Annotated in this window: 20 protein-coding genes, 1 tRNA gene and 1 riboswitch; of the genes, 9 read left to right on the top strand and 12 right to left on the bottom strand. The window is 62.3% G+C overall.

Going from position 1 to position 22,809, the window contains the following annotated elements; genetic code table 11:
• Positions 1-22: 22 nt before the first annotated feature.
• Entirely contained in the window at positions 23-1,111 is a 1,089-nt protein-coding gene (locus Mame_RS09985) for a 2'-deoxycytidine 5'-triphosphate deaminase (RefSeq protein WP_018062809.1), read from the bottom strand.
• Positions 1,112-1,181: 70 nt separating this feature from the next.
• A riboswitch (SAM riboswitch) is annotated at positions 1,182-1,259 on the top strand.
• 34 nt (positions 1,260-1,293) lie between these two features.
• Here Mame_RS09985 and Mame_RS09980 point away from each other — a divergent pair.
• Together Mame_RS09980 and apaG are read left to right on the top strand one after the other, a co-directional pair.
• The gene (locus Mame_RS09980) at positions 1,294-2,478 is read left to right on the top strand and encodes an O-succinylhomoserine sulfhydrylase (RefSeq protein WP_026173134.1); all 1,185 of its coding nucleotides are present in this window, start codon (positions 1,294-1,296) and stop codon (positions 2,476-2,478) included.
• Positions 2,479-2,542: 64 nt separating this feature from the next.
• A complete protein-coding gene (apaG, locus tag Mame_RS09975) occupies positions 2,543-2,938 on the top strand; it encodes a Co2+/Mg2+ efflux protein ApaG (RefSeq protein WP_018062811.1) in 396 nt (131 codons plus the stop codon).
• A gap of 80 nt (positions 2,939-3,018) precedes the next feature.
• Here apaG and Mame_RS09970 read toward each other — a convergent pair whose 3' ends face one another.
• Both Mame_RS09970 and Mame_RS09965 read right to left on the bottom strand, forming a co-directional pair.
• Complete coding sequence (locus tag Mame_RS09970) at positions 3,019-4,626, bottom strand: APC family permease (RefSeq protein ID WP_018062812.1); 1,608 nt, start codon at positions 4,624-4,626, stop codon at positions 3,019-3,021.
• 215 nt (positions 4,627-4,841) lie between these two features.
• Positions 4,842-6,458 carry an FMN-binding glutamate synthase family protein gene (locus tag Mame_RS09965; RefSeq protein WP_018062813.1) on the bottom strand — a complete coding sequence of 539 codons (1,617 nt, stop codon included), beginning with the start codon at positions 6,456-6,458 and terminating at the stop codon, positions 4,842-4,844.
• Positions 6,459-6,747: 289 nt separating this feature from the next.
• On the opposite strand from Mame_RS09965, the gene Mame_RS09960 reads away from it, so the two are divergent.
• Together Mame_RS09960 and Mame_RS09955 are read left to right on the top strand one after the other, a co-directional pair.
• Entirely contained in the window at positions 6,748-7,056 is a 309-nt protein-coding gene (locus Mame_RS09960; protein ID WP_210162217.1) for a metalloregulator ArsR/SmtB family transcription factor, read from the top strand.
• Entirely contained in the window at positions 7,043-7,705 is a 663-nt protein-coding gene (locus tag Mame_RS09955; RefSeq protein ID WP_018062815.1) for an SdpI family protein, read from the top strand. Before Mame_RS09960 ends, Mame_RS09955 begins: the two co-directional genes overlap by 14 nt.
• Before the next feature lie 83 nt (positions 7,706-7,788).
• On the opposite strand, the gene truB is transcribed toward Mame_RS09955, so the two are convergent.
• From truB to Mame_RS09940, 3 genes are all read right to left on the bottom strand, one after another.
• Positions 7,789-8,721: a tRNA pseudouridine(55) synthase TruB gene (gene truB, locus Mame_RS09950; protein WP_018062816.1), complete on the bottom strand. Its 933-nt coding sequence runs from the start codon at positions 8,719-8,721 to the stop codon at positions 7,789-7,791.
• 4 nt (positions 8,722-8,725) lie between these two features.
• A complete protein-coding gene (gene rbfA / locus Mame_RS09945; RefSeq protein ID WP_026173135.1) occupies positions 8,726-9,136 on the bottom strand; it encodes a 30S ribosome-binding factor RbfA in 411 nt (136 codons plus the stop codon).
• A 182-nt stretch (positions 9,137-9,318) separates the two neighbouring features.
• Positions 9,319-10,197, bottom strand: coding sequence for an ABC transporter substrate-binding protein (locus Mame_RS09940; RefSeq protein ID WP_018062818.1), 879 nt, complete (start codon positions 10,195-10,197; stop codon positions 9,319-9,321).
• Between the two features lie 122 nt (positions 10,198-10,319).
• Between Mame_RS09940 and Mame_RS09935 the strand changes: the two genes are divergently transcribed.
• Genes Mame_RS09935 through Mame_RS09925 form a run of 3 tightly spaced genes read left to right on the top strand, consistent with a single transcriptional unit; the run spans position 10,320 to position 13,109 of the window.
• Complete coding sequence (locus Mame_RS09935) at positions 10,320-11,312, top strand: FecCD family ABC transporter permease (RefSeq protein WP_018062819.1); 993 nt, start codon at positions 10,320-10,322, stop codon at positions 11,310-11,312.
• Positions 11,309-12,322 (top strand): FecCD family ABC transporter permease, encoded by a 1,014-nt coding sequence (locus Mame_RS09930; protein ID WP_018062820.1) that lies wholly within the window; start codon positions 11,309-11,311, stop codon positions 12,320-12,322. Before Mame_RS09935 ends, Mame_RS09930 begins: the two co-directional genes overlap by 4 nt.
• Positions 12,315-13,109, top strand: coding sequence for an ABC transporter ATP-binding protein (locus Mame_RS09925; RefSeq protein WP_018062821.1), 795 nt, complete (start codon positions 12,315-12,317; stop codon positions 13,107-13,109). The genes Mame_RS09930 and Mame_RS09925 overlap by 8 nt, the downstream gene beginning before the upstream one ends.
• Here the strand turns inward: Mame_RS09925 and Mame_RS09920 are convergent.
• Positions 13,106-14,038 carry an ABC transporter substrate-binding protein gene (locus Mame_RS09920; protein ID WP_018062822.1) on the bottom strand — a complete coding sequence of 311 codons (933 nt, stop codon included), beginning with the start codon at positions 14,036-14,038 and terminating at the stop codon, positions 13,106-13,108. The two genes, Mame_RS09925 and Mame_RS09920, sit on opposite strands and share 4 nt — an antisense overlap.
• 77 nt (positions 14,039-14,115) lie before the next feature.
• The gene (locus Mame_RS09915) at positions 14,116-15,783 is read right to left on the bottom strand and encodes a glycoside hydrolase family 43 protein (RefSeq protein ID WP_018062823.1); all 1,668 of its coding nucleotides are present in this window, start codon (positions 15,781-15,783) and stop codon (positions 14,116-14,118) included.
• A gap of 223 nt (positions 15,784-16,006) precedes the next feature.
• Between Mame_RS09915 and Mame_RS09910 the strand changes: the two genes are divergently transcribed.
• Positions 16,007-17,338 (top strand): aminotransferase, encoded by a 1,332-nt coding sequence (locus Mame_RS09910; protein WP_018062824.1) that lies wholly within the window; start codon positions 16,007-16,009, stop codon positions 17,336-17,338.
• A gap of 18 nt (positions 17,339-17,356) precedes the next feature.
• On the opposite strand, the gene rirA is transcribed toward Mame_RS09910, so the two are convergent.
• On the bottom strand, positions 17,357-17,824 hold the full coding sequence (rirA, locus tag Mame_RS09905) for an iron-responsive transcriptional regulator RirA (protein ID WP_018062825.1): 468 nt from the start codon (positions 17,822-17,824) through the stop codon (positions 17,357-17,359).
• A 162-nt stretch (positions 17,825-17,986) separates the two neighbouring features.
• Here rirA and Mame_RS09900 point away from each other — a divergent pair, with 162 nt between their 5' ends.
• Positions 17,987-19,021, top strand: a complete 1,035-nt coding sequence (locus tag Mame_RS09900) for a Fe(3+) ABC transporter substrate-binding protein (RefSeq protein WP_018062826.1) — start codon at positions 17,987-17,989, stop codon at positions 19,019-19,021.
• A 94-nt stretch (positions 19,022-19,115) separates the two neighbouring features.
• Here Mame_RS09900 and Mame_RS09895 read toward each other — a convergent pair whose 3' ends face one another.
• The 3 genes from Mame_RS09895 to Mame_RS09885 all read right to left on the bottom strand — a co-directional run bounded on the left by Mame_RS09895 (position 19,116) and on the right by Mame_RS09885 (position 22,614).
• Positions 19,116-20,417: a polysaccharide biosynthesis/export family protein gene (locus Mame_RS09895; RefSeq protein ID WP_210162213.1), complete on the bottom strand. Its 1,302-nt coding sequence runs from the start codon at positions 20,415-20,417 to the stop codon at positions 19,116-19,118.
• Between the two features lie 224 nt (positions 20,418-20,641).
• The gene (locus Mame_RS09890) at positions 20,642-22,282 is read right to left on the bottom strand and encodes a hypothetical protein (RefSeq protein ID WP_018062828.1); all 1,641 of its coding nucleotides are present in this window, start codon (positions 22,280-22,282) and stop codon (positions 20,642-20,644) included.
• Between the two features lie 255 nt (positions 22,283-22,537).
• Positions 22,538-22,614, bottom strand: a tRNA-His gene (locus Mame_RS09885).
• Between the last annotated feature and the right edge of the window lie 195 nt (positions 22,615-22,809).

The raw sequence follows: 22,809 nt of genomic DNA, 5'->3' as shown, positions 1-22,809 counted from the left end.
CCGCAACGCAGAATTGATCCGCTCATCCGGCCTTGAAGTGCTTGGAAAGCTTCAGGCCCTGCGCCTGATAGTTTGAGCCGAGGCCCGCGCCATAAAGGGTCTCGGGCATTTCCAGCATGTTCTCATAGATCAGCCGGCCGACGATCTGTCCGTGTTCGAGGATGAACGGCACCTCGTGGCTGCGCACCTCCAGCACCGCCCGCGCGCCCTTGCCGCCGGCGCCCGCATGGCCGAAGCCGGGATCGAAAAAGCCGGCATAATGCACCCGGAATTCGCCCACCAGCGGATCGAACGGCGTCATCTCGGCGGCACAGAGCGGCGGCACGTGAACGGCCTCGCGCGAGACCAGAATGTAGAATTCATCCGGATCGAGGATCAGTTCGCCCTTGCCGCGGCCATGGATCGGCTCCCAGAAATCGAGAATGTCGTAACCGGCCTTGCGGTCGACATCGATCACGCCGGTATGGTGCTTGCCGCGATAGCCGACCAGCCCCTCGCCCGCCAGATCGATCGACAGCGCGATCCCGCCGCCGGAGACATTCGGCATCTCGCTCGCCACCAGCGTCTCGCGCTCATGGAGCGCCAGAAGCGCTGCCTCGGTGAGAACGGATTGCCCCGTGCGGAAGCGGATCTGCGACAGCCGCGATCCCTGTCGGACGATGATCGGGAAGGTGCGCGGCGAGATTTCGAGATAGAGCGGGCCCTCGTAGCCGGCCGGGATGATGTCGAATTCCTGGGCGTAATCGGAGATCACCCGGGTGAAGATATCGAGGCGGCCGGTGGAGCTTTTCGGATTGGTCGAGGCCGACAGCCCGTCCTTAAGCTTCAACGCCTCCATCAGTTCCACGATATAGACGCAGCCGGTCTCCAGCACCGCGCCCTCGGTAATGTCGATCTCATGCATGCTGAGGCGGGACAGCTTGTCCTCGACCTTGTGGCCGGGCCCGGGCAGGAAGCTTGCGCGGACGCGATAGGCCTTCGCGCCGAGCCGCAGATCGAGGCTCGCGGGCTGGATCTGGTCGTGATCGCGCGGTGCGCCGGCGATCAGATTTCCGTTCTCAAACAGGCTGGCGATCGCGCGATCTGCCAGAATTCCGGGCTTTTGTGACATGTTTTGCTCCTGTCGGGCGACAAAACCAAGCTTTCAGAATTGACGCAAGCGCTTATAGGGATTATGCCGCCTTTATACCCGTGGTGATTTGGCCGGTCGGCTTGCAGCCACGTTAAACAACTAGCTAAAAGGCCGGGTGAACCGGTCCCTTGGCGACCGGTTTTTTTGTTTGGAGAGATATGATGAAAAAGTCCTGGCGTCCTCAGACCAAGCTCGTTCACGGCGGCAGCCTCCGTTCGCAGTATGGCGAAATGTCGGAGGGCATCTTCCTCACCCAGGGCTTTCTCTACGAGAATTCCGCCGCCGCCGAGGCCCGTTTCAAGGGCGAGGAAGAAGGCTTCATCTACGCCCGCTACGGCAGCCCGACCAATGCGATGTTCGAGCAACGCATGTGCGCGCTGGAAGGTGCGGAGGATGCCCGCGCCACCGCCTCCGGCATGGCCGCCGTTTCCGCCGCGATCCTGTGCCAGTTGAAGGCCGGCGATCATATCGTCGCGGCCCGCGCGCTGTTCGGCTCCTGCCGCTGGGTGGTCGAAACGCTGGCCCCGAAATACGGCATCGAATGCACGCTGGTTGATGGCCGCGACCTTGCCAACTGGGAAGCCGCGATCCGGCCGAATACCAAGCTGTTCTTCCTCGAAAGCCCCACCAACCCGACGCTGGAAGTGGTCGATATCGCCGGCGTCGCGGCACTCGCCAAACAGGCCGGCGCGCGCACCGTGGTCGACAATGTGTTCGCCACGGCGCTCTACCAGAAGCCGCTGGAACTTGGCGCCGACATCGTGGTCTATTCCGCGACCAAGCATATCGACGGTCAGGGCCGGGTCCTTGGGGGTATCGTGCTGTCGTCGAAGGAATGGATCGAGGAAGAGCTGCAGGATTATTTCCGCCATACCGGCCCCGCGCTCTCCCCGTTCAATGCATGGCTGCTCTTGAAGGGGCTCGAAACCTTCCCGCTCCGCGTGCGCCAGCAGACGGAAAGCGCGGGCCGGATCGCCGATTTCCTGGCCGACCAGAAACAGGTCGCCCGCGTCATCTATCCCGGCCGCGACGACCATCCGCAGGCCGATATCGTGAAGAAGCAGATGGCCGCCGGCTCCACCCTGATCGCCTTTGAGCTGAAGGGCGGCAAGGAGGCGGCATTCGCGCTGCAGGACAAGCTCGACATCGTCTCGATCTCCAACAATCTCGGCGATGCCAAGAGCCTGATCACCCATCCGGCGACCACGACGCACAAGAACCTCGCGGAGGAAGCCCGCCTCGAACTTGGCATCACCGGCGGCACCATCCGGTTCTCGGCCGGCATCGAGGATACCGACGACCTCATCGAGGATTTCGCCCAGGCCCTTGCGAAATTGCCAGCTTGAGCCACATTGCCCTGATGAGCGGTTGCGCGATCGCAACCGCGCTGGCCGTCGCCGGGGGATGCCAATGGCCTACAGGGCAATAACCAACGATATCGAGGTCAGCGTCAGGCCGAGCTTCCTTGATGGCCACTCGATGCCGGAAGACAGGCATTTTGTCTGGGCCTATGACATCGAAATCGTCAATCACCGCGCGGAACGGATCGATATCCTCTCCCGCCATTGGACGATTACCAATGCGGAGGGCATTGTCGAGACCGTGTCGGGCAGCGGCATCGCCGGCAAGCAGCCGACGATCGAACCGGGCGCGCGCTACGCCTACCAGTCCGCCGCTCCCCTCGACACGCCCTCCGGCATCATGGTCGGCCACTATATCGCCAGGACCGCCGACAATCGCCTCCTCAAGATCGACATCCCCGCCTTCTCGCTGGATTCGCCCTATGACGCCGGCAGCCGGCATTGATTTCCCGGGCCAGAGAAGTGACATAAAAACCGCCCGTCGATAGCAACGGGCGGCTCAGGCATATTGGCAGGTCGACAGGATTACTCCCGCGTCATCGCGTCCTCGATGTCGTCGCCGTCATATTCCTGGCGTTCGATCTCGTGCTGCTCGTGGCGGAAGCGGTCGAAGACCTCCTGGGAGACGCGGCCGCGGACGGCCATCAGGAAAATCACCACGGCGAACAGGCCGACCAGCACTGAATCGAGCGGGTGCGGGATAACGCCGAGACCGCCGCCATAGCCGCCAAGATAGGAGATGACGGCGATGCCGGCCATGTAGATGCCGAACCAGACCGCGCTCTTCGGCTCCAGATCCTCCCGGCCGATCACCGCGAAGCGCAGCAGGAACAGCACCGCGCCGACGGCAAGCAGCGCCAGCAGAAGCCAGATCGTGCTCCAGCCGGACCAGAAGATCATCAGGCTCGCGATCACGAAGGCGACGGCGCCGACGAAGCCCGCGGCCGGCACCACGAAGGGCCGGCGCGCATTGGGCGCGAGATAGCGGAAGGCGACCATGGAAACCGGGCCGGCGATGAACGACAGTACGACCGCCGCGCTGTTCAGCGCCAGGATCTGCTGGAACGGCAGCACGATCAGCATGAACAGCGCCACCACATAGTTCAGGATCAGCGCCCAGAGCGGAACGCCAAATTCGTTAAGCTTGGCGAACAGGCGCGGAAACACGCCATTGTTCGACATCGCCAGCGCCAGACGCGCATTCGAGCTGACCGAGACGAGGCCGCTGCCGGCGGGCGATATCACGGCGGCGACATTCAGCATGCTGAGCAGCCACAACACCCCGATCGAGGTTGCCAGCGCGCCAAGCGGACCGAGTTCATGGGTCGCCTCGATCGTCTGCCAGCCGCCCGCAAGCGATGCCGGGTCGATGGCGCCGACGAAGGCGATCTGCAGGCCGACATAGATCGCAAGGCAGATCAGCACCGACAGGATCAGCGCCAGCGGAATCACCCGCTGGGTATTGCGCACCTCGCCCGCAAGGTCGATCGCATGGCGGAAGCCGATGAAGGCGAACACGACCCCGCCGGTGGAAACGGCGGCGAAAATGCCGGGAACGCCGAACGGCGCGAAACCGCCGGCGGAGGTGAAGTTCGAGGGCTCGAACCGGGCCGCGACGATGACCACGATGAACACCACCGGCACGAACAGCTTGAACCATGTCATCGCGGTGTTGATACGGGCGAACCACGCCACCCCGAAGACGTTGATGACCGTTAGCACCGCGAGGAACACGGCGGCGGCGAGATAGCCGGAAACGGTCAGGCCGCCGGCACTGTTTGTCAGCCACGGCAGATAGGATGAGGCATAGCCGAGCGAGGCCTTCACCTCGATCGGCGCGGTGGTGCAATAGCCGACCCAGGCGCTCCAGCCCATGGCGAGCGCCAGCAACCGGCCGTGGGAGAACTGCGGAATGCGGGCGATGCCGCCGGCGATCGGAAACAGCGTGGAGTTTTCGGCATAGGTGAGCGCGATCAGAAGCATCGCCACCGCGCCGATCAGCCAGGCTATGATGGAGGCGGGTCCCGCCAGCTGCGCCGTATCAAGCGGAGCAAACAACCAGCCGGAGCCCAGAACACCGCCGACCGCGACAAATGTCAGTCCGATCAGCCCGATTTCGCGTCGCATCGCCATAGAAAATCCCCCTTAGCTCAATGCGCTTCAACGAGTGCAGCCGACCACCCCTGCTGGCTTACTACAGTGAATATGCAATATTCGGCTTCAATTATTTGAACGGGCGCGAAACCGAGTCAATCGGTTTCGCGCCTTACGTTTAAATTCGTCGGCATTGCGTCCAAATTGCAACCGGAACCGATCAAACGGCGGCCTTGCCGAACGGACCGGCAGGTTCAGCCCGCGCTGGCGCGCATCCGCACCAGGTCGGCGGCGGGGCGGAAACTGTCCGGGCTCGCCGCCCGCCACCAGTCGGCGTAGAGCGTCGAATCGGGGTCGTCCACCAGCACGCCTTCCGGCAGGAAGGTATGCAGCTTGTCGAGCGGCACGGCGTCATGCGAGCCGAGACGGTGCATGATGTGGTGCGGCTGCAGGTCCTGCGGATGGGCATAACCGCAGGCGGCCACGATTTCCGACAGCGCCTCTACGGTCTTCTTGTGGAAGCGGGCGGCGTTGGCGCCCTGCTCTTCCGGCACAAGCGCGCGCTGGCGCCATTTGTCCTGGGTGGTGACGCCGGTGGGACAGGTGCCGGTGTGACAGCGCTGCGCCTGGATGCAGCCGACCGACATCATGAAGGCGCGGGCCGCATTGCACCAGTCAGCGCCAAGCGCGAGGTTGTGCGCAAGCCCCATGCCGGAGAACACCTTGCCGCTGGCGGCAAGACGGACATGCTTCTTCACGCCCGCGCCGACAAGCGCGTTGCGCATGATGATCAGCCCGTCCCAGAGCGGCATGCCGACCCAGTCGGCAAGCTCCAGCGGGGCAGCACCCGTGCCGCCCTCGGCGCCGTCGATCACGATGAAATCGGGATAGATGCCGGTCGAAAGCATGGCCTTGACCAGCGCGAAGGGCTCATGCGGCTGGCCGACGCAGAACTTGATGCCGACGGGCTTGCCGCCGGAAAGATCACGCATTTTGGCCGCGAATTCGAGCATCTCCACAGGCGTCGAAAATGCAGAGTGGCCGCGCGGCGACAGACAGTTCTGGTAGACCGGTACGCCGCGCACCTCGGCGATCTCGGGCGTGACCTTGGAGCCGAGCAGCATGCCGCCATGGCCGGGCTTGGCGCCCTGGCTGACCTTGATCTCGGTCATCTTGACGGCGTCATTGGCGGCCTTGTCGCGAAACTTCTCGGGATCGAAATGGCCATCCTTGTCGCGCGCGCCGAAGTAGCCGGAGCCGATTTCCCAGACCACGTCGCCGCCATGTTCGAGATGGTAGCGGCTGAGCCCGCCCTCGCCGGTGTCCTGGTAGAACCCGCCGGTCTTCGCGCCGATATTCATCGCGCGCACGGCATTGGCCGAAAGCGCGCCGAAGCTCATAGCCGAGATGTTGAGGATCGACGCCTCATAGGGCTTGGACGACTGCTCGTTGCCGACCGTGACGCGCGGCGAGCGATCGGGATCGGTATGCGGCGCCATGGAATGGGAGATCCAGTGATGCGGATCCTCGTAGACCTCAAGTTCCGTGCCGAAGGGCACCGTGTCGGAAAGACCATGCGCCCGCGTCCGGATCAGTTGCCGCGCGGCATAGGAATAGGGCGTGCCGTGGGTGTCATCCTCCACCGCATAGGCGCGGATGAAAGGCCGCAGCGACAATGCGATCCAGCGTATGCGGCCGGCAACGGGATAGTTGCGGGTAATGGTCCAGGACGACTGGAACCAGTCATAGAAGGCGATCGCCAGCAACGGAATGGTGATCAGCAGGATCCAGAACCAGCCCGTGGCAATCGCAATGACGGTGAAAAAGGCGGCGGCGATCGGCACGATGCACCGCATGAGCATATCCAGCATGCAACCTCCCCTTGTAGTAAGCCAGCGTTATCAGACTCTGTACGCTTTTGCCACCGGAACCGAAAGACATTATGACGGCAAATCCGGCGAGAACGACACTCTCCCCCACTACAACAAGTTTTCCAACACAGGATGAACGGCGACGCAATGGCTGTCCGAATTTTCGCCTAACCGGCCACCCTTCCGTTTCAACCTGGAGGGCTAAATCCGCCCTATCGCCAGCACGGTCTTCGATGACATACATAGCCCAACGAGGGGTCTTGACATATTTAGAAAAAACACTAATTAGATAAATTACGAATTATATAGGGAGACTATTATCGGTATCGGCGTCGTTTTCGAGGCCCTGTCTCACCCAGTCAGAAGGCAGATTCTGATTCTGCTGCGCACAGGCCCTTTGAGCGCCGGCGCGCTCGCGGAGCATTTCGCCCTGACCAAGCCGACGCTATCGGTGCATTTTGCAAAACTGAGAGAGGCGGAACTTGTGACGGTAGAGCGTCAAGGCACCAGCCTCATCTACCATCTCAATGCTTCGCTTCTGGAAGAATCGATCGCGGGGCTTCTTAGCTTGAAGGATCGTCCTGATGAGAAAAACTGACTCCGTTACACTCACACAGATCCTGCTGCTGGCCGCAATTGCGGCAATCACGATATTCGGGCTGATCGAGATCCCGGCGCTGACGGCGCTTCCCGTGCACTGGAACGTCCGGGGCGAGGTGGATGCCTATTGGCAGCGCAATTATGCATTGGCCGTCCCGCCCTGCGTCGCGCTCGCAACGATGCTTTTGAATATTCTGGTCGCCCATCGCAGGGCCGCCGCAAATGGCAGGCATATAGCCAGGGCGGCGATCACCGCCTCACTCATAATATGCCTTGCGATACAGTCGGGCATTGTGATGACGGCTCTCGACCGTAACATCGACATGCCGCAGATCGTGACCTTGGCGGTGGCCCTGCTGCTGGCGCTTGTCGGCAATGCCATGCCCAAATCGCGCGCCAACGCCTTTGCCGGGTTGCGATTGCCATGGACAATGCGCGATGCTGCCATCTGGCAGGCCGCGCACCGAATCGCCGGCAAGCTGATGATCCAATTCGCGGTGGTGCTCGCCGTATTGACTTTCCTGCTGCCCACAGGGCCATGGCTTGTCACGGCACTTCTCATCTGCGTACTGATACCGCTTCTGGCGGCGAGCGTGATCAGCTATCGTCTGTCACGACATCCGGAACTGCTGAAGAAATCACCGTGAATAAGTCATACCGAATGCGATTCCGTTGAAGCCCAGCCTATGAGATGGCGCCCGCCTTATTTCAAAACCGGTGGGGCAAAGTCTCACCCGAATACGCGCCTGGGCTTGAACTGGCCCTCGGCGATCTCGCCGATCGCGACCAGCTTGCCGGCGAGCGAGGCGTAGGCATCTGGTTCCTCCACCGGCGCATGGGCACCGCGCAGGATGATCGGGTTGCCGAGCTTCAGCCGGCGGGCCTGATCCTCGTTCACCGGAACATGGGGAAGGCTGGCAAGCGCTTCCGAGGTGTCAACGAGATATTCTTCCAACGCGGCGAAGCGCTCCTCGTCGTCCTCGATCTCCTCGAGCGCGGTCAGTTCCGAGAGCGGCACCAGCATATCCTCGGAAAACGGCGCCACGAAAGGACGGCGCAGCGACGAGATATGGCCGAAGCAGCCGAGATCGCGGCCCATGTCGCGGGCAAGCGCGCGCACATAGGTGCCCTTGCCGCATTCCACCTCGAATTCCGCGGTGTTTTCGTCCGGGCAGCCGAGCAGCGTCAGGCGGTGGATCTCCACCTCGCGGGTCGGGATATCGACGGTCTCGCCCTCGCGCGCCAGATCATAGGCGCGGTTGCCATCGATCTTGATGGCGGAAAACTGCGGCGGCACCTGTTCGATGACGCCGGTATATTTTTCCAGCAGCGCCTCGATATCAGCCCGCTGCGGGCGGTTGTCGGAGCTCTCGCTGACCTCGCCCTCGAGATCGTCCGTGGTGCGTTCCTCGCCCCAGGTGACGGTGAATTCATAGATCTTGCGGCCGTCCATCACGTAAGGCACGGTCTTGGTGGCGTCGCCGAGCGCGATCGGCAACATGCCGGAGGCGAGCGGATCAAGCGTGCCGGCGTGTCCCGCCTTCTGCGCCTTGAACAGCCACTTGATCTTGGAAACGGCCTCGGTGGAGCCGTAATCGATCGGCTTGTCGAGGATCAGCCAGCCGGAGATCGGACGGCCCTTGGGTTTTCTCTGTCGCGCCATTTTCTTATTCTTTACCGTCGTCGTCATCGTGATCGAGATCGCGGGCCACTTCCGGCGAATGCAGGAGTTCGTCGATCTTGCGGAAATTCTCGAAGCTTGTGTCGTCGCGGAACCTGAGTTCGGGAATGTTCTTCATCTGCCGGATTTCCCGGGTGATGCGGCCGCGCAGGAACTTGGCATGGTGGTTGAGCGCCTTGACCACCGCGTCGTGATCGGTCTGGCCGAGCGGCGTGACATAGGCGGTCGCGACCTTGAGATCCGGCGACATCCGCACTTCGGAAATGGAAATCACGGTGGTCTCGATCAGCGGGTCGAGAAGGTCGCCGCGCTGCAGCACCTTGGTGATGGCGGCGCGCACCTGTTCGCCAACGCGAAGCATGCGCTGGGAGGGCGCCGAGGAGGTAGCTCTCGTCATAAAAGTCCTGGTTCGTTCGTGTTCTTGATCGATCCGGTCTGACGGGGTTCGAACCCGGCCGGACACCATATGTCGCCCGTTTACCGCTTCGTTGCCGGAAGGTCAATCGGGCGCGCTCAGACGCAAATGCCGCGCGGGCTCTCCACCCGCGCGGCACGAGACTTCAAGAAGACCGGAAACAGTTACTGAACGCCGTAGATCCGGGCGATATCGTCGAGCATCAGGTCGGCCGCGATCACGCCGCCGGCGGTGTTCCAGATCGCGTCGGAAACGCCATGGACCTTGCCGGCCTTGACGGCGGAGAGCGATTGCCAGAGCGGGTCCGCCAGAACCTCCTCCTCAAGCGCCTTGCCCTCGCCATTGCCGACCTCCCAGGTGAAATAGAAAATACGGTCGCCATCCATGTCGGGAATGCTCTCTTTGCCGGTGCGGATCGCGAACTCCTCGACATTCTGGTTTTCCGGGCGCTGGAACCCGATATCCTTCAGCAACACGCCGGAAAAGCTGTCGAGCTGGTAGATGCGAATCTGCCCCGGCAGGAAGCGGATGACGGAGACTTCCTCATTCGTCGCATCGCCGAGTTTTTCCCGGAGATCGGCGACCTTGGCATCATATTCGGCGATCACCTCCTCGCCCTTGTCGGAAAGGCCTAGCGCCTCGGCATAGAGCTTGAAATTGACCTTCCAGTCGCCGCGCAACTCGCTCGACATCACCGTCGGCGCGATCGCGGAAAGCTGGGGATAGATATCCTCCTGGCGCTGGCGGTTGCCGATGATCAGATCGGGCTGAAGTGCTGCGACCAGTTCCAGATTGACCGCGCTTTCGGTTCCGACCGGTTCGGCATCGCCCATCTGCGCCTCGATGTGATCCCACCACGGATCGCCCTGCCAGGAATTGACCGCGCCGACCGGGTGAACGCCGAGCGCCAGCAGCGCCTCGGTGCCCTCATTGGTGAGCACCACGATACGCTCCGGCAGGTCCGGAACGGTGACGGTGCCCATGGCATCGCTCACCTCGCGGGCGGCAAGCGGGGTTGCAAACAGGATGGCAAGGGCAGCCATTGCTGCCAGTCGTATCGGTCGAACCACTGAAACTCCCTAGTTGAATATTGTACTCATCTTTTTGGTTTTAAAGTTGACCATTTCAATCAGCAATGTCAATCGTCGCTGCGAAAGGGGAACCCGTGCGAAAGACGCTGCTGCTGTTGAGCCTGACATTGCTGATCGCCGCGATTGCAAGCCTGCATCTCGGCGTGCGGCTTTATGGACCGGCAACGGTGTGGTCGGCCTTTTCCGGCGGCAATGACACGGCAGACATCATCATCCGCACGCTGCGCCTGCCGCGCACGCTGAACGCGATGGCGACCGGCGCGGCGCTTGCCATATCCGGCCTGCTGATGCAGGCGACCACCCGCAACCCGCTCGCCGAACCCGGCCTTCTGGGCGTCAATGCCGGCGCCGCCTTCGCGGTCGCCTTCGGCTTGGTGCTGTTCGGCGTGGTCTCGGTCGGCGCGATCGGCCTGCTTGCGGTCTGCGGCGCGCTTGCCGCCACCGCGCTGGTCTTCGGCCTGTCCGCCGCGCTCGGGCCGCAGACGGGACCAACGGGCATATTGCTGATCGGCGTCACGGTCGCCGCCATGCTTGCCTCGCTCACCCAGCTTGCGCTGCTTCTCGATGAAACCGCGCTTGAGACGCTGCTGTTCTGGCTCTCCGGCGGCTTTGCCGATCGCCCGCTTGCGTTGCTTTGGCTCGGCGTCTTGGCGCTCACGGTCGCGCTTTCCGGCTGCGCCCTCCTCGGCCCGTCGATCGATGCGCTGCGGCTTGACGATCACAGCGCCGCCGGCATCGGCGTCGACGTGGCGCGCACGCGCATTGCCGCGCTGGCGCTTGCGGCGCTGCTTTCCGCCGGCGCGGTCGCCATGTCCGGCCCGGTCGCCTTTCTGGGGCTGATTGCGCCGCATATTGCCCGCCGGCTTTCGCCGGGCCGCCCTGCCTTTATCGGCATGGCTGCGCTTGCCATGCTGACGGGCGCGATCATCGCCGTGCTGGCCGATATTCTGGCGCGCCTGATCGTCGCCCCCGGCGAGGCGCCGATCGGCGCGGTACTCGCCTTTGTCGGCGTGCCGTTCCTGATCGCGCTCTTGCGCGCGAAGCGTTTGCGGGAGGTCGGCGTATGAACGCCCCTGCCCTCCGCCTGACCGTGCTTGCCGCGTTGCTGGCGCTCTGCGTGATCGGCGCGACCGGTCTCGGTTCGAGCTTCATCGGCCCCGATCGGGTGATCGCCGCCCTCCTCGGCGACGGCGCCCGGATGGATACGGTGATTGTATGGACCCTGCGCCTGCCGCGGGTGGCGCTGGCGGCGGCGGCGGGCATGGCGCTCGGCCTTGCCGGCGCGATTCTGCAGCGGGCGCTCAGAAATCCGATGGCCGCCCCCTCGATCCTCGGCATCACCGATGGCGCGGCGCTTGGCGTCGTCACCTTCCTGTGGCTGTTTTCGGATGAAGCCAACGTGCTGACCGTCTCGATCCAGTGGCAACCGCTCGCCGCGATCATCGGCGCGCTCGCCTTCGCCGCTCTTGTGGGACTGCTGACGCTCGCCGATACCCGCCGCCGCGATCCCGTGCGCGTGATCCTCTACGGCATCGCGCTTTCCGCGCTCGCCAAGGCCGCCGTCACGCTGATGATGATCATCGGCCCGGTTTATCGCGCAAGCCAGGCCCTGCAATGGATCACCGGCTCGGTCAGCGCCGCCCACTGGATCGATGTCGGCGTGGTGACGCTCGGCCTCGCGGCGGCGGTGCCCGTGCTGATCTTCATGCGCCTGCCGATGCGCCAGATCGTGCTCGATGCCCAGACGGCGGCGACCACCGGCTTTTCGGTCGACCGAAACCGGATCGCGCTCATGGTGCTTTCGGTTCTGCTGACGGCGCTCGCGATCTCGCAGGTCGGCGCGATCGGCTTTGTCGGGCTGATCGCGCCGCACGCCGCGCGTCTCTTCCATGGCCAGTTCGCCGCTGGCTATCTCGTCGCGACCGCGATGATCGGCGGGATGCTGGTGCTGGTTGCCGATACGCTCGCCCGCACCATCGCCAGTCCGCTGGAACTGCCGGCGGGCGCGGTCACCGCGCTGATCGGCGCGCCGCTTTTCCTCATGCTTATCCTCAGGAGCCAGCGCAGCAATGTCTAAGCCGCTTGCCGAAATGTCCACGCTTTCCGCGCATTATGACGGGTTCACCGCGCTTGATGCGATCGACCTCACACTGCCGGAGCAAAAGATCATCGCCTTTTGCGGGCCGAACGGCAGCGGCAAATCCACCGCGCTCAAGGTGCTGCGCGCGCTTCATGCGCCAAGCGGCGGCGAGGCGGAGGTGGCAGGTCAGGCGCTTGACGACTGGACGCCGCGCGCGCTGGCCCGCGAAATCGCGATGCTGAGCCAGTCGCCGGATGCGCCGGAGGACATGACCGTGTTTGATCTCGCCATGCTCGGGCGCTATTCCCGCCGCAGCCGGTTTTCCGGCCCGTCCGCCGAGGACCGGCGCGCGGTCGAAAACGCGCTCAGGACCACGGGCATGGAGGCGCTTGCCGGGCGCAGCATCGGCCAGCTTTCAGGCGGACAGGTGCAGCGCGCCTGGATCGCGATGACGCTGGCGCAGGACGCGCCGCGGATATTCCTCGACGAGCCGACCAACCACCTCGACATCGCCCACGCGCTCGAAATCCTGGATTTGCTGGTGATGCTGAACCGGCGCGAACAACGTAGCTTCGTGATCGTGCTGCACGATCTGAACCACGCGCTGCGCTATGCCGATCATGTCGTGCTGTTCGAAAACGGCCGCATCGCGGCGGAAGGCGCGACCCGCGACGTGCTGACCGAAGAGCGGATCAGCGCGGTATTCGATATCGACTGCCGGATATTGCCGCTGCCGGAAACCGACCTGCCGGTGATCGTGCCGCTTTCGCGACAGTCGGCTTAGTCCGAGGCCGCCTCCGCCGGCGGCAGTTCCACGCCGTAGACATCGGCGAGATCGTCCAGCATTTCCTGCGCCGCGAACCAGCCGCCGGCCGTTGCCCAAACGCCGTCATCAACCTCGTAGACCTTTCCATCCTTGACCGCCGAAAGCCGCGACCACAGCGGGTCGGACAGGAATTCCTCGGCCATCGCATCGCCCTTGCCGTCGCCGGTGTCATAGGTCAGCCAGAATATCCGGTCGCCATCCATGTCGGGAATGCTTTCGCGCCCGACCGCAAGCGACAGCCCGTCGGCATCCTGCTGCGGCGGGCGGGCGAAGCCGGCATCGGCCAGCACATGACCAAGGAAGCTGCCCTTGAGGTAGAGATAGGTCTGGCCCGGCACGAAGCGCACCACGGACAGGCTCTCGCCCACCTTGTCGCCGAGACCGTCCTTCAAGGCCGCAACCCGCGCCTCGTAGCTGGCGAGCGCCGCCTCGCCCTCGGCCTCGCGGTTCAGCACATCGGCGACGAAGGCGAAATTGTCCTTCCAGGCGCCGAGCCCTTCGATGAATACCGTGGGTGCGATCGCCGAGAGCTGGCCGTAAATCTCCTCGTCGCGCTTGCGGCTGCCGATGATCAGGTCCGGCTCGAGCGCGGCCACCAGTTCGACATTGACGGCGAGTTCGGTCCCGAGCACTTCCGTGCCCTCAAGCCTGTCGCCCAGATGCGGATACCACGGATCGCCATACCAGGATTGCGGCGCGCCGACCGGGGTTACGCCGAGCGCCAGCGCGGCCTCGGTCGTCTCATTGGTGAGCGTGATCACCCTGAGCGGCGCGTCCGGCACCTCCGTCGTACCCATGGCATGGTCGATCACCTGCCCTGCGAACGCGACGCCACCGGTAAGGAGCGAGATGGAAAGGACGGCGGATGCGAGAATGCCCGAATGCATGATGACCCCTGCTGGTTATGAACAGGGCGCAATAGTTGAGTTAAACAGTCAGCATTGTCAATCGAGCGAGGCCACCCTCAATCGCGAAGCGCGTAATCGAACCAGGCGAAATCGGCATGGTGGCCGCGACCGCCGGTGTCATAGGCCGCCATGCCGACAAAGGCGCCGGTGAAATTATTGCCCTCACCCACGCCCGCTTCATCGGAAAGGATCGTCGCGTCGAGCACCGGCCCGATATCACGCCACGCACCCTCCCCGCTGCGCCAGGAAAACTGCAACGCCGCCTTGTCGACCGAGACCCGAAGTTCCAGCGGTCCATCCGGCACCAGCTCGGGATCGCAGCCGAAAACGGTTTTGCCAAAGGGAAAATCGCCGAGCGCCGACATGATCCGCAGGGCGCGGCTACCGTCATCCTCGCGGCAGACAGCGAGGAAATGATGCTGCGCCATGTTGTACCAGCACATCAGCCCGGCGAAGGTCTGGAAGTCGATCGGATCGAACGTGATCTCAGTGGTCGCCGTGAAGCGATGCTCTGTCTGGCGGCGGGCGAGCATGGCGTTTTCGAACACATTGCCCGGCGACATCCGGCCGAAGATGCGCAGGTGACCCGGCCGGGCATCGAGCGAGAACATCCGCTCGGGCTCCGGGCTGCGCAGCCACTGGAAGTCGGTGGGCAGCGGACCGGACGCGAACCGGGTGCGGACCGGCGGCGCGTCGAACGGCGCGGGCTCAAGCCCTTTCGGCGCGGGGGTGATCAGGCTGGTCGGCGCATGGCCGCCCTCGGCGAGGTAGAGCCAGCCATCATCGCGCCATTCCATTTTCTGGATGCCGGTCTCGCGCCCCATCTGCGAGCGGCGACGCTCGTTTTCCTCGCCCGGCAGCCCCCGGCGAAAAGCGGCCTTGCCCTCGTCCCATTCCACGTCAACCGGGCGCGAGCAGAGATGCACCATATAGGTCTCGCCCGTCTGCGTTTCGACGATATCGGCATGGCCGCAGCGCTGTAGCGGCGCGTCCGGCGCATCGAACGTGGTCAGCACATGGGTATTCGGATGCATCTCGTACGGCCCGAGAAGATCGCGCGAGCGGGCAAGCGTCACCGCATGTTCATAGCCCGTGCCGCCTTCGGCCGTCATCAGATAGTACCAGCCATTACGGTAATAGAGGTGCGGGGCCTCGGTGAGCTTACGCTCGGATCCCCGGAAGATGTTGTGGATCGGACCGACGAGCTTTTGCGCCGCGACATCATATTCCTGCAGCACGATCCCGGCGAACTGGTCGCCATGGCCTTTCTGGCGGTGGTCCCAGAGCATGTTCAGCAGATATTTTCGACCATCCGGCGCGTGAAACAGCGAGGCATCGAAGCCGCTGGCATTGAGAAAGACGCGGTCCGACCAAGGCCCTTCCACCGTCGGTGCGGTGGTGAGGTAATTCGGCGCGTCCTTAAAGCTGCCGGAAATGCGCTTCACATCGGTGTAGACCAGCCAGAACAGTCCGTCCGCATGGGTCAGGCATGGGGCCCAGATGCCGCCGCTGTCGCAATTGCCGCGCATATCCAGCAGCCCGGCGCGGTTCAGCGGTCGCGCCGCCAACTGCCAATTGGCGAGATCACGGGAATGATGGATCTGCACGCCGGGATACCATTCGAAGGTCGATGTCGCGATATAGTAATCATCGCCGACGCGGCAGATCGAGGGATCGGGATTGAACCCCGGCAATATGGGGTTTCTGATACCGTTATCCGTCATGATGTCCTCCCGATAGGTTCCTCAACCGCTGGCCGCAAAGAGGCCAGCAAAAACGCTCCCGCCCTGCTTAAATCGTTTCGTAGACAATTGGTATCGTCGCGTGGCCTAAATCCGCCGTTACACCGGACGGTCGACACGGGTTGACGGCGGCGGCCGTTCGCGACAAACCTCGCTGCCACGGGAAATGACGGAGACGATGATGCACGCATGGGAAAAACAAGGGATGGAGAACGTCTTTCCGGGCTTTTCCGATTTCGCCTCGCTGGATGAGGTCGGCCCGATCGTGCTCTCCCACGGCGACGGCATTTACGTGGTCGATATCGACGGCAAACGCTATCTCGATGCCAATTCCGGGCTCTGGAACAATGTCGCCGGCTTCAACCATCAGGGCCTGATCGATGCGCTGTGCGCGCAGGCCCGGCGTTTTCCCGGCTACCATTCCTTCTTCGGCCGGGTGGCCGACGTCACGGTCGAACTATCGAAGCGACTGATCGGCCTGTCGCCGTTCGAGGATGGCAAGGTCTACTACACCAATTCGGGCTCCGAGGCGAACGACACCATGGTCAAGATGCTGTGGATGATCAACCGCGCCAGGGGCGAGCCGGAGCGGCGCAAGATCATCACCCGGCATAACGCCTATCACGGCGTCACCATCGCCACCGCCTCGATGACGGGCAAGCCCTATAATGCCGAATTCGGCCTGCCGCTGCCCGGTTTTCTCCATGCAGATTGCCCGCATTTCTGGCGTTACGGCCTGCCGGAGGAAAGCGAGGAGGACTTCACCCAGCGCATGGCGCGCAACCTCGAAGACCTGATCGAGCGCGAGGGACCGGAAACCATCGCCGGCATGTTTGCCGAGCCGGTGCAGGGCGCCGGCGGCGTGATTCCGCCATCGAAGGGCTATTTCCAGGCAATCCGCCCGATCCTCAGGAAATATGATATTCCGCTGATTGCCGACGAGGTGATCTGCGGCTTCGGACGCCTTGGCGAAATGTGGGGCAGCGACGTCTACGACATCGAACCCGACGCGATCATCGCGTCGAAGTGCCTGACGGCCGGCTATTATCCGATGGGCGCGGTCATTCTGGGTGAGCAGCTCACGGCCGCATTGATGGAGGCGTCGGAGCGCTTCGGCGAATTCCCCAACGGCTTCACCGCCGCCGGCAGCCCGCTCGGCAGCGCGGTGGCGCTGAAGGCCCTCGATGTGATCGAAAATGAGGGGCTGATCGACAATGTGCGTGCGCTTACCCCGCACTTTCAGGAGCGGCTTGGCCGGTTCGCCGACCACCCTCACGCCGGCGAGGTGCGCGGCGTCGGGTTCATGGGTGCAATCGAGATTGTTGCCGACAAGAACACCAAAGCCGCTTTCGACAGCAAGGTCGGCATCTCCGAAAAGATCGCCAACACGGCGCTTCAGAACGGGTTGATCTGCCGTCCGCTCGGCGCCTCCGTCGTGCTGGCGCCGCCCTTCATCATCACCCGTCAGGAAATGGAGGGGATGTTCGATACGCTGGAAAAGACCATCGCGGAGGTGTTTGCCGACGTCCGATCCTAGATCGGCGACGGCTAGGCTTCAGGCCGCGGACTGCTCGGTCTTGCGGTCTTCCTCGATGTTGAGCAGCTTGAAGATATCGGTGCGGCGGCGCACGAGATCGGCGATCGTGTATTTCGCCAGAACCGCGAAGAAGGCGTTGAGCGCCTCGCGGAGCGCGGAATTGAAGCCGCAGCTATCGACCAGCGGGCAATCCGTCTCGGCGCCGACTTCGAAACATTCCGCCATCGCGAAATTTTCTTCCGTGACCCGCACGACATCGAAGAGCGTGATATCAGCGGCCGCCCGGCCGAGACGCACGCCGCCATTGCGGCCGCGCACGGTATCCATGATGCCGGCCTTGTGCAGCGGCTGGATGATCTTGAACAGGAACAGTTCGGAAACCCCGTAGGCCTTGGCAATCTCTGGCACGCGGCTCAGCTTGCCGTCATTGGCGGCGCAATACATCAGCATCCGAACCGCGTAATTTGTCTGCTTTGTCAGGCGCATGCCGTGCTCCTCTTTAGAATCTTTCCACGTTATAGCGCCTTTGCCTCTTTTGAACAATTCCAAAAGAAGAAATTTTCACTCAAGTCTTCCAGGGCATGGTTGACAGGGACCCGCTATTACCTGATTACGATACTCAAGATATGAGATCACAGGGAGAAGGCAATGACAAGACTTTCAGCGATCACCCGCATTCTGGCGACGGCAGGGGTAGTGGCGTTCGCCGCGCCGGCCTTCGCCGCCGACGAGGTCAACATCTACTCCTACCGCCAGCCGGAATTGATCGCGCCGCTCCTGGAGCGGTTCGAGGAGGAAACCGGAATCCAGACGAACGTCCTCTTCCTCGACAAGGGTCTTGTCGAACGCATTCAGGCCGAAGGGGTCAACAGCCCCGTCGACGTCATCCTCACGGTCGATATCGGACGTCTGACGGAAGCAAAGGACGGCGGCGTCACCCAGCCGGTCGAAAGCGAACTGATCAATGCCGATATTCCCGAGCAATACCGCGACGAAGATGGCGAATGGTTCGCGCTGACCAAGCGCGGCCGCGTGGTCTATGCCTCGAAGGATCGCGTCGGCGATATTCCGATCACCTATGAGGAACTGGCCGATCCCAAATGGAAGGGCGCGATCTGCATCCGCGACGGCCAGCATCCCTACAATATCGCGCTGATCGCCTCGATGATCGCGCACCACGGAGCCGAATATACCGAGGAATGGCTGCGGGGCTTCAAGGCCAATCTGGCGCGCAAGCCGAACGGCAATGACCGCGGTCAGGCCAAGGCGATCATGTCGGGAGAATGCGATATCGCGCTCGGCAACACCTATTATGTCGGCCTGATGATGACCAACGACAAGGAGCCGGAGCAGAAGGACTGGGCCGAGGCAATCACGGTTCTGTTCCCCAATGCGGATGATCGCGGCACGCATGTCAACATTTCCGGCATGGCCATGGCCAAGAACGCCCCCCATCCGGATACCGCGCTGAAGCTGATGGAATTCCTCGCCTCGCCCGAGGCCCAGGAAATCTATGCCGAGCAGGTTTTCGAATATCCCGTTCTGCCCGGCGCCGAGGCCTCCGAGATCGTGCAATCCTTCGGCGAAATCAATCCCGATACGCTGCCGCTTTCCGAGGTGGCCGCCCACCGCAAGGAAGCTTCGGAACTGGTCGACAAGGTAAGGTTCAACGACGGCCCCTGATTGTCAGGGGTCCCTCGCGAAAACGAACGGCGGCAATTTGCCGCCGTTTCGCTATCATGTGTTCAGAAAAATCAGACGAGAAGACTCGTCCTTATCAATCCAGGATCGCGTTCGCGGTCCCGAGAATGGAAATCGATGGCAGCAACTGGGAAATCACGCGGTTCCAGTTGGTGATCGGCTGGCTGGCGACGAAGACGATATCGTTCGGCCGCAACTGCAGTTCCGTCGCCAAAAGCAGGTTGGCGGTGTTCTGCGCATCAAGCGACCATGCGGTGATTTCCATCGGGCCGGCGGTCTGCAGAGGATTCTTCCGCAGAAGGTATATCCGACGCGGATTGCCGGTGACCGGCGAAATCCCGCCCTGTTCGAACATCGCGTCCGCAAGGCTCGCATAGCGATCAAATGGCAACGGCCAACGGCCCTGGGTCTTCACTTCACCGAAGACATAGACATAGTCGCGATCGACGGCGTCCATGCTCACCCTGGTCTTGAAGATATCGCGCTGTTCTTCCAGCACGTCGCGCTGGAATCGTGCCAGATTGAGCTCCTGCTGGAGATAGCCCTCGGCAAGTTCCACGGAATATTCGCTGTCCACGAAAACACGGTCTCCGGTCTGCAACAGCACTTTCGGGATGTCGTTCTTGGCGAACAGTTTCGTAGCCGCGATCTGGTAGGCCTCACCGTCACGATAGAGCCGCACCGTGGCATAGCTCGGATCGATCGTCTGGACGCCCCCCGCCGCGGTGATCGCCTCGTCGAGATAGAGCGGTGTCAACGTGATCGGCACAAGTTGAGGGTCGCCGACATCGCCGCCCACGGCTACGCGCTGCGAGTTGAATTCCGAAATCTCTAGATTGAAGGTCGGATCGATCTGGCTTGCGACAAGCTTCTGGAACAGCGCGGACTGCGCTTCCTGGAGCGTCATGCCCGCGATGTTGACGCGCCCCACGGTCGGGATCGCAATGGCGCCGTCATCCTGGACCGTGTAGCCCTGTCTTGCGTTCTGCGCCGCGAGCAGGCCATTGATCTCGTCCAGCGCCGACTCAGCGTTCGGAGTCGCCAGAAGCACCACATCGCCAACTCCGATACGGTAGGATTTCGGCTGCTGGAGCGGCGGCAACTTGGTCGCGATGGGGCCGGGTTGCGCCTGCGGCTTGTAGGCGGAGATCTGCGGAACAGCAGAGCCCTGAAGGGTCGTCGTCTGATCGAACACGGGAGGCAGCGACAAGGGCTTATAAGGCGTAAGAGCGTTGGCAAGCAGCACGTTCTCGCTCGTGACCGGCACAACTTTCACGGACGAACTCTGGCCCACGACCGGGCGCACTTCCGACACATTGTAAATGGCGCTGCAACTGGAAAGCAGCACGGTCAGACAAATGGTTGTTACGGCACGCACCTAGAAACTCTCCGAATTGCCTTGTTTTTGCTCTGGCATTCGAGCCTTCTGAACACATGCACCAGGAAACGCACTTTTACGCTTACGGGATACGCGCGAACAGTTGAGAATGGATTAAAACAGACCTACCTCAAGAAGCATTTAAATAATCTAATGCCTAAACAGCTTCCAAACGGACTGCAGGCATCCCGTTAAATATCGCATTCCAAATTTATGCGATGACTTTAATACGCAAAACGTAAAGTGAGTCCATAGCGGGCCTCATCCTGAGCGAGCATTGTTCCGACTCCGTGCAGACCTGTTGCATTTGTAACATAGGCATCCGCGCTGAACGGTGTGTTTGGAAGGGCGTAGCGCGCGCCGCCCGCCCATACCGGGTCGCCGCCGTCCAGAACCGCCGTAACCTCGCCGATCAGCGCCAGATCGCGCAGCGGACGCACGGTCACGCCGCCGCCGATCGCTTTCAGACGTTCGTCGCCATAGGCCGCGAATTTCGGCTCGACTGCCACGGAGACCGCATCCGAAAGGTCAAGGCTCGCCGGCAGCGAGGCGTAAATTATACCGGTCGTGGGCTCGTTGAAATCCCGGCCCGCAAGAACCTGCCCCGCCAGCGAAAACAGGTCGCCGTAGTTCTGGTCCATGAGCCGCAATTTGCCGCCGGCCATATAGGCCCATTCATCCCCCCAGGGGCTGACCGCGTCTCCCGCCATGCCGCCGCCCGGATATTGCGAGAAGATCGCGTCAAGCTGCAGATCCTGGTCCGGGCTGAAGCCGAGATGGACATCCATGAAATCCCGGCTACCGATGCCGGCCTCGGCCAGGATACGATGAGGGGTGAGCGTATTGGCGCTGGTCAGCGTCAATCCGTCGAACTGGCGCGCCTGTTCGAGCTGGGTGACCGGGCTCAGCATATCCACGCGATAGCTGTCGAAATAGACATCCCGAGTCGCAACCCCGACCCACGGCGTGTAGCTCAGCCTGATGCCGTAGGCGATCTCGTCATTGCCGGGAAACGCCAGAATACTGGTCGCCGGCGTCTGCCCCCAGCCATTGGTCGCGAAGATATCGACGGCCGCCTTGGGCGTCACCGCAAGCTTGACGCCTGCCAACCACACCGGTGTGACCTCGTACCCGCCGGAGCTCGAAAGAGCATTGCCATCCGTGCCATAGGGCAGCATGACGGTGGCATAGGACTGGAGGCCGGTGATGGGCTGCCAGGTGAGCCCCGCGCCGACATAGGGGATCGTGCCGTAATAGGGCACGCCGTTGACGGTCTCCGGCAGAAACGAGACGCCGGGGGTCAGGTGAAACCTCAGACTGTCGGTAACCGTCAGGCTCATCGGCAATTGCAGGCTGCCCGCCATCTCCCAATTGCCGTTTGCTTCGTTGCCGTAAAGATCGCCGGAGAGATACAGCGTTTCAAGCGACCCGGAAGCGGCGATTGAAAGACCATAGCTTTCGACGAGACCGAGCTTCAAACCGCCGCCGCCGGCAAGGAAGGTCAGGTTGTCAGCGCATGCCGACGTCCCGCAAAGCGGCGGATCGTCGAATGCATGGCCGAAGGCGCTGACCTGAAGCCAGTCGGCAACGGCCCAATCGCCGCGCAAGGTATAAACCTCGGTGCCTGTTCCTGAGCCAGCAGTCGTCTGGTCGGAGCCGACTTGCAGATAGACCGCGCCGCGGGGCAGGAGATAGCCGGTCTCGAAGCTTGAATAGTTGGAAGCCATCATCTCGATCGGGGTCTGATCGAGGAACAGGGCGCCCGGCCCTTCCAGCAACTGCGCCGATGCCGGCTCTACGCCAGCGCACAGGCCAGCGGCAGCCGAAAGGCAAAGTCCCGTGATATAAGCGGTCAGGTTGGTCATACTATCTGTCAACCGCCAGGTCCCGGCCGAAAATGTCTCTGAAATCGCCGGAACCATAGATCATCGTCATGCTGTTCACAAGCGCCCGAAAGGTCTTCATTCATTGCCAGCACCATCCGGACGCCGCAATACCACCAGCACAGCGACTTGTTTATAACGATCACAATCGGATGTTAACGTTAACTTATAGTTGCTGCGCGGCCATAAACACGGCCAGCAAAGGCCTCTTTGGCGAAAAACGATAAGATGAAGAAATGGTACGGTTGGGTGGAGTTGAACCACCGACCTCAGGTGCCACAAACCTGCGCTCTAACCAACTGAGCTACAACCGCACAAGGTGACGCTTGATGGGCGACGCTTTAAGGGCGACGCGTGATGCATCGCGGCCCGTTTAAAATGCCTGAACCGAATTTGCAAGCCCCAACATCTCTTCCCGAGTAGATTTGAGACGCCGGGCCTCCGGACATTAACCGTGGAGCGTGAAAAACCGCACCGCATTCTGGACCGTATTGGCATTTATCATTAAA

This window comes from Martelella mediterranea DSM 17316 (assembly GCF_002043005.1).
Lineage (GTDB): Bacteria > Pseudomonadota > Alphaproteobacteria > Rhizobiales > Rhizobiaceae > Martelella > Martelella mediterranea.
This window is presented reverse-complemented; position numbering and strand designations above follow the sequence as displayed.

Excerpts from the sequence above, each read along its gene's own strand:
- Mame_RS09930 (WP_018062820.1), top strand. The coding sequence starts at position 11,309 with ATGAACGCCCCTGCCCTCCGCCTGACCGTGCTTGCCGCGTTGCTGGCG.
- Mame_RS09910 (WP_018062824.1), top strand. The coding sequence starts at position 16,007 with ATGGAGAACGTCTTTCCGGGCTTTTCCGATTTCGCCTCGCTGGATGAG.
- Mame_RS09890 (WP_018062828.1), bottom strand. The coding sequence starts at position 22,282 with ATGACCAACCTGACCGCTTATATCACGGGACTTTGCCTTTCGGCTGCC.
- Mame_RS09970 (WP_018062812.1), bottom strand. The coding sequence starts at position 4,626 with ATGGCGATGCGACGCGAAATCGGGCTGATCGGACTGACATTTGTCGCG.
- Mame_RS09955 (WP_018062815.1), top strand. The coding sequence starts at position 7,043 with ATGAGAAAAACTGACTCCGTTACACTCACACAGATCCTGCTGCTGGCC.
- Mame_RS09965 (WP_018062813.1), bottom strand. The coding sequence starts at position 6,458 with ATGCTGGATATGCTCATGCGGTGCATCGTGCCGATCGCCGCCGCCTTT.
- Mame_RS09980 (WP_026173134.1), top strand. The coding sequence starts at position 1,294 with ATGAAAAAGTCCTGGCGTCCTCAGACCAAGCTCGTTCACGGCGGCAGC.
- Mame_RS09925 (WP_018062821.1), top strand. The coding sequence starts at position 12,315 with ATGTCTAAGCCGCTTGCCGAAATGTCCACGCTTTCCGCGCATTATGAC.
- rbfA (WP_026173135.1), bottom strand. The coding sequence starts at position 9,136 with ATGACGAGAGCTACCTCCTCGGCGCCCTCCCAGCGCATGCTTCGCGTT.
- Mame_RS09900 (WP_018062826.1), top strand. The coding sequence starts at position 17,987 with ATGACAAGACTTTCAGCGATCACCCGCATTCTGGCGACGGCAGGGGTA.
- rirA (WP_018062825.1), bottom strand. The coding sequence starts at position 17,824 with ATGCGCCTGACAAAGCAGACAAATTACGCGGTTCGGATGCTGATGTAT.
- Mame_RS09920 (WP_018062822.1), bottom strand. The coding sequence starts at position 14,038 with ATGCATTCGGGCATTCTCGCATCCGCCGTCCTTTCCATCTCGCTCCTT.
- Mame_RS09940 (WP_018062818.1), bottom strand. The coding sequence starts at position 10,197 with ATGGCTGCCCTTGCCATCCTGTTTGCAACCCCGCTTGCCGCCCGCGAG.
- Mame_RS09985 (WP_018062809.1), bottom strand. The coding sequence starts at position 1,111 with ATGTCACAAAAGCCCGGAATTCTGGCAGATCGCGCGATCGCCAGCCTG.
- Mame_RS09915 (WP_018062823.1), bottom strand. The coding sequence starts at position 15,783 with ATGACGGATAACGGTATCAGAAACCCCATATTGCCGGGGTTCAATCCC.
- apaG (WP_018062811.1), top strand. The coding sequence starts at position 2,543 with ATGGCCTACAGGGCAATAACCAACGATATCGAGGTCAGCGTCAGGCCG.
- truB (WP_018062816.1), bottom strand. The coding sequence starts at position 8,721 with ATGGCGCGACAGAGAAAACCCAAGGGCCGTCCGATCTCCGGCTGGCTG.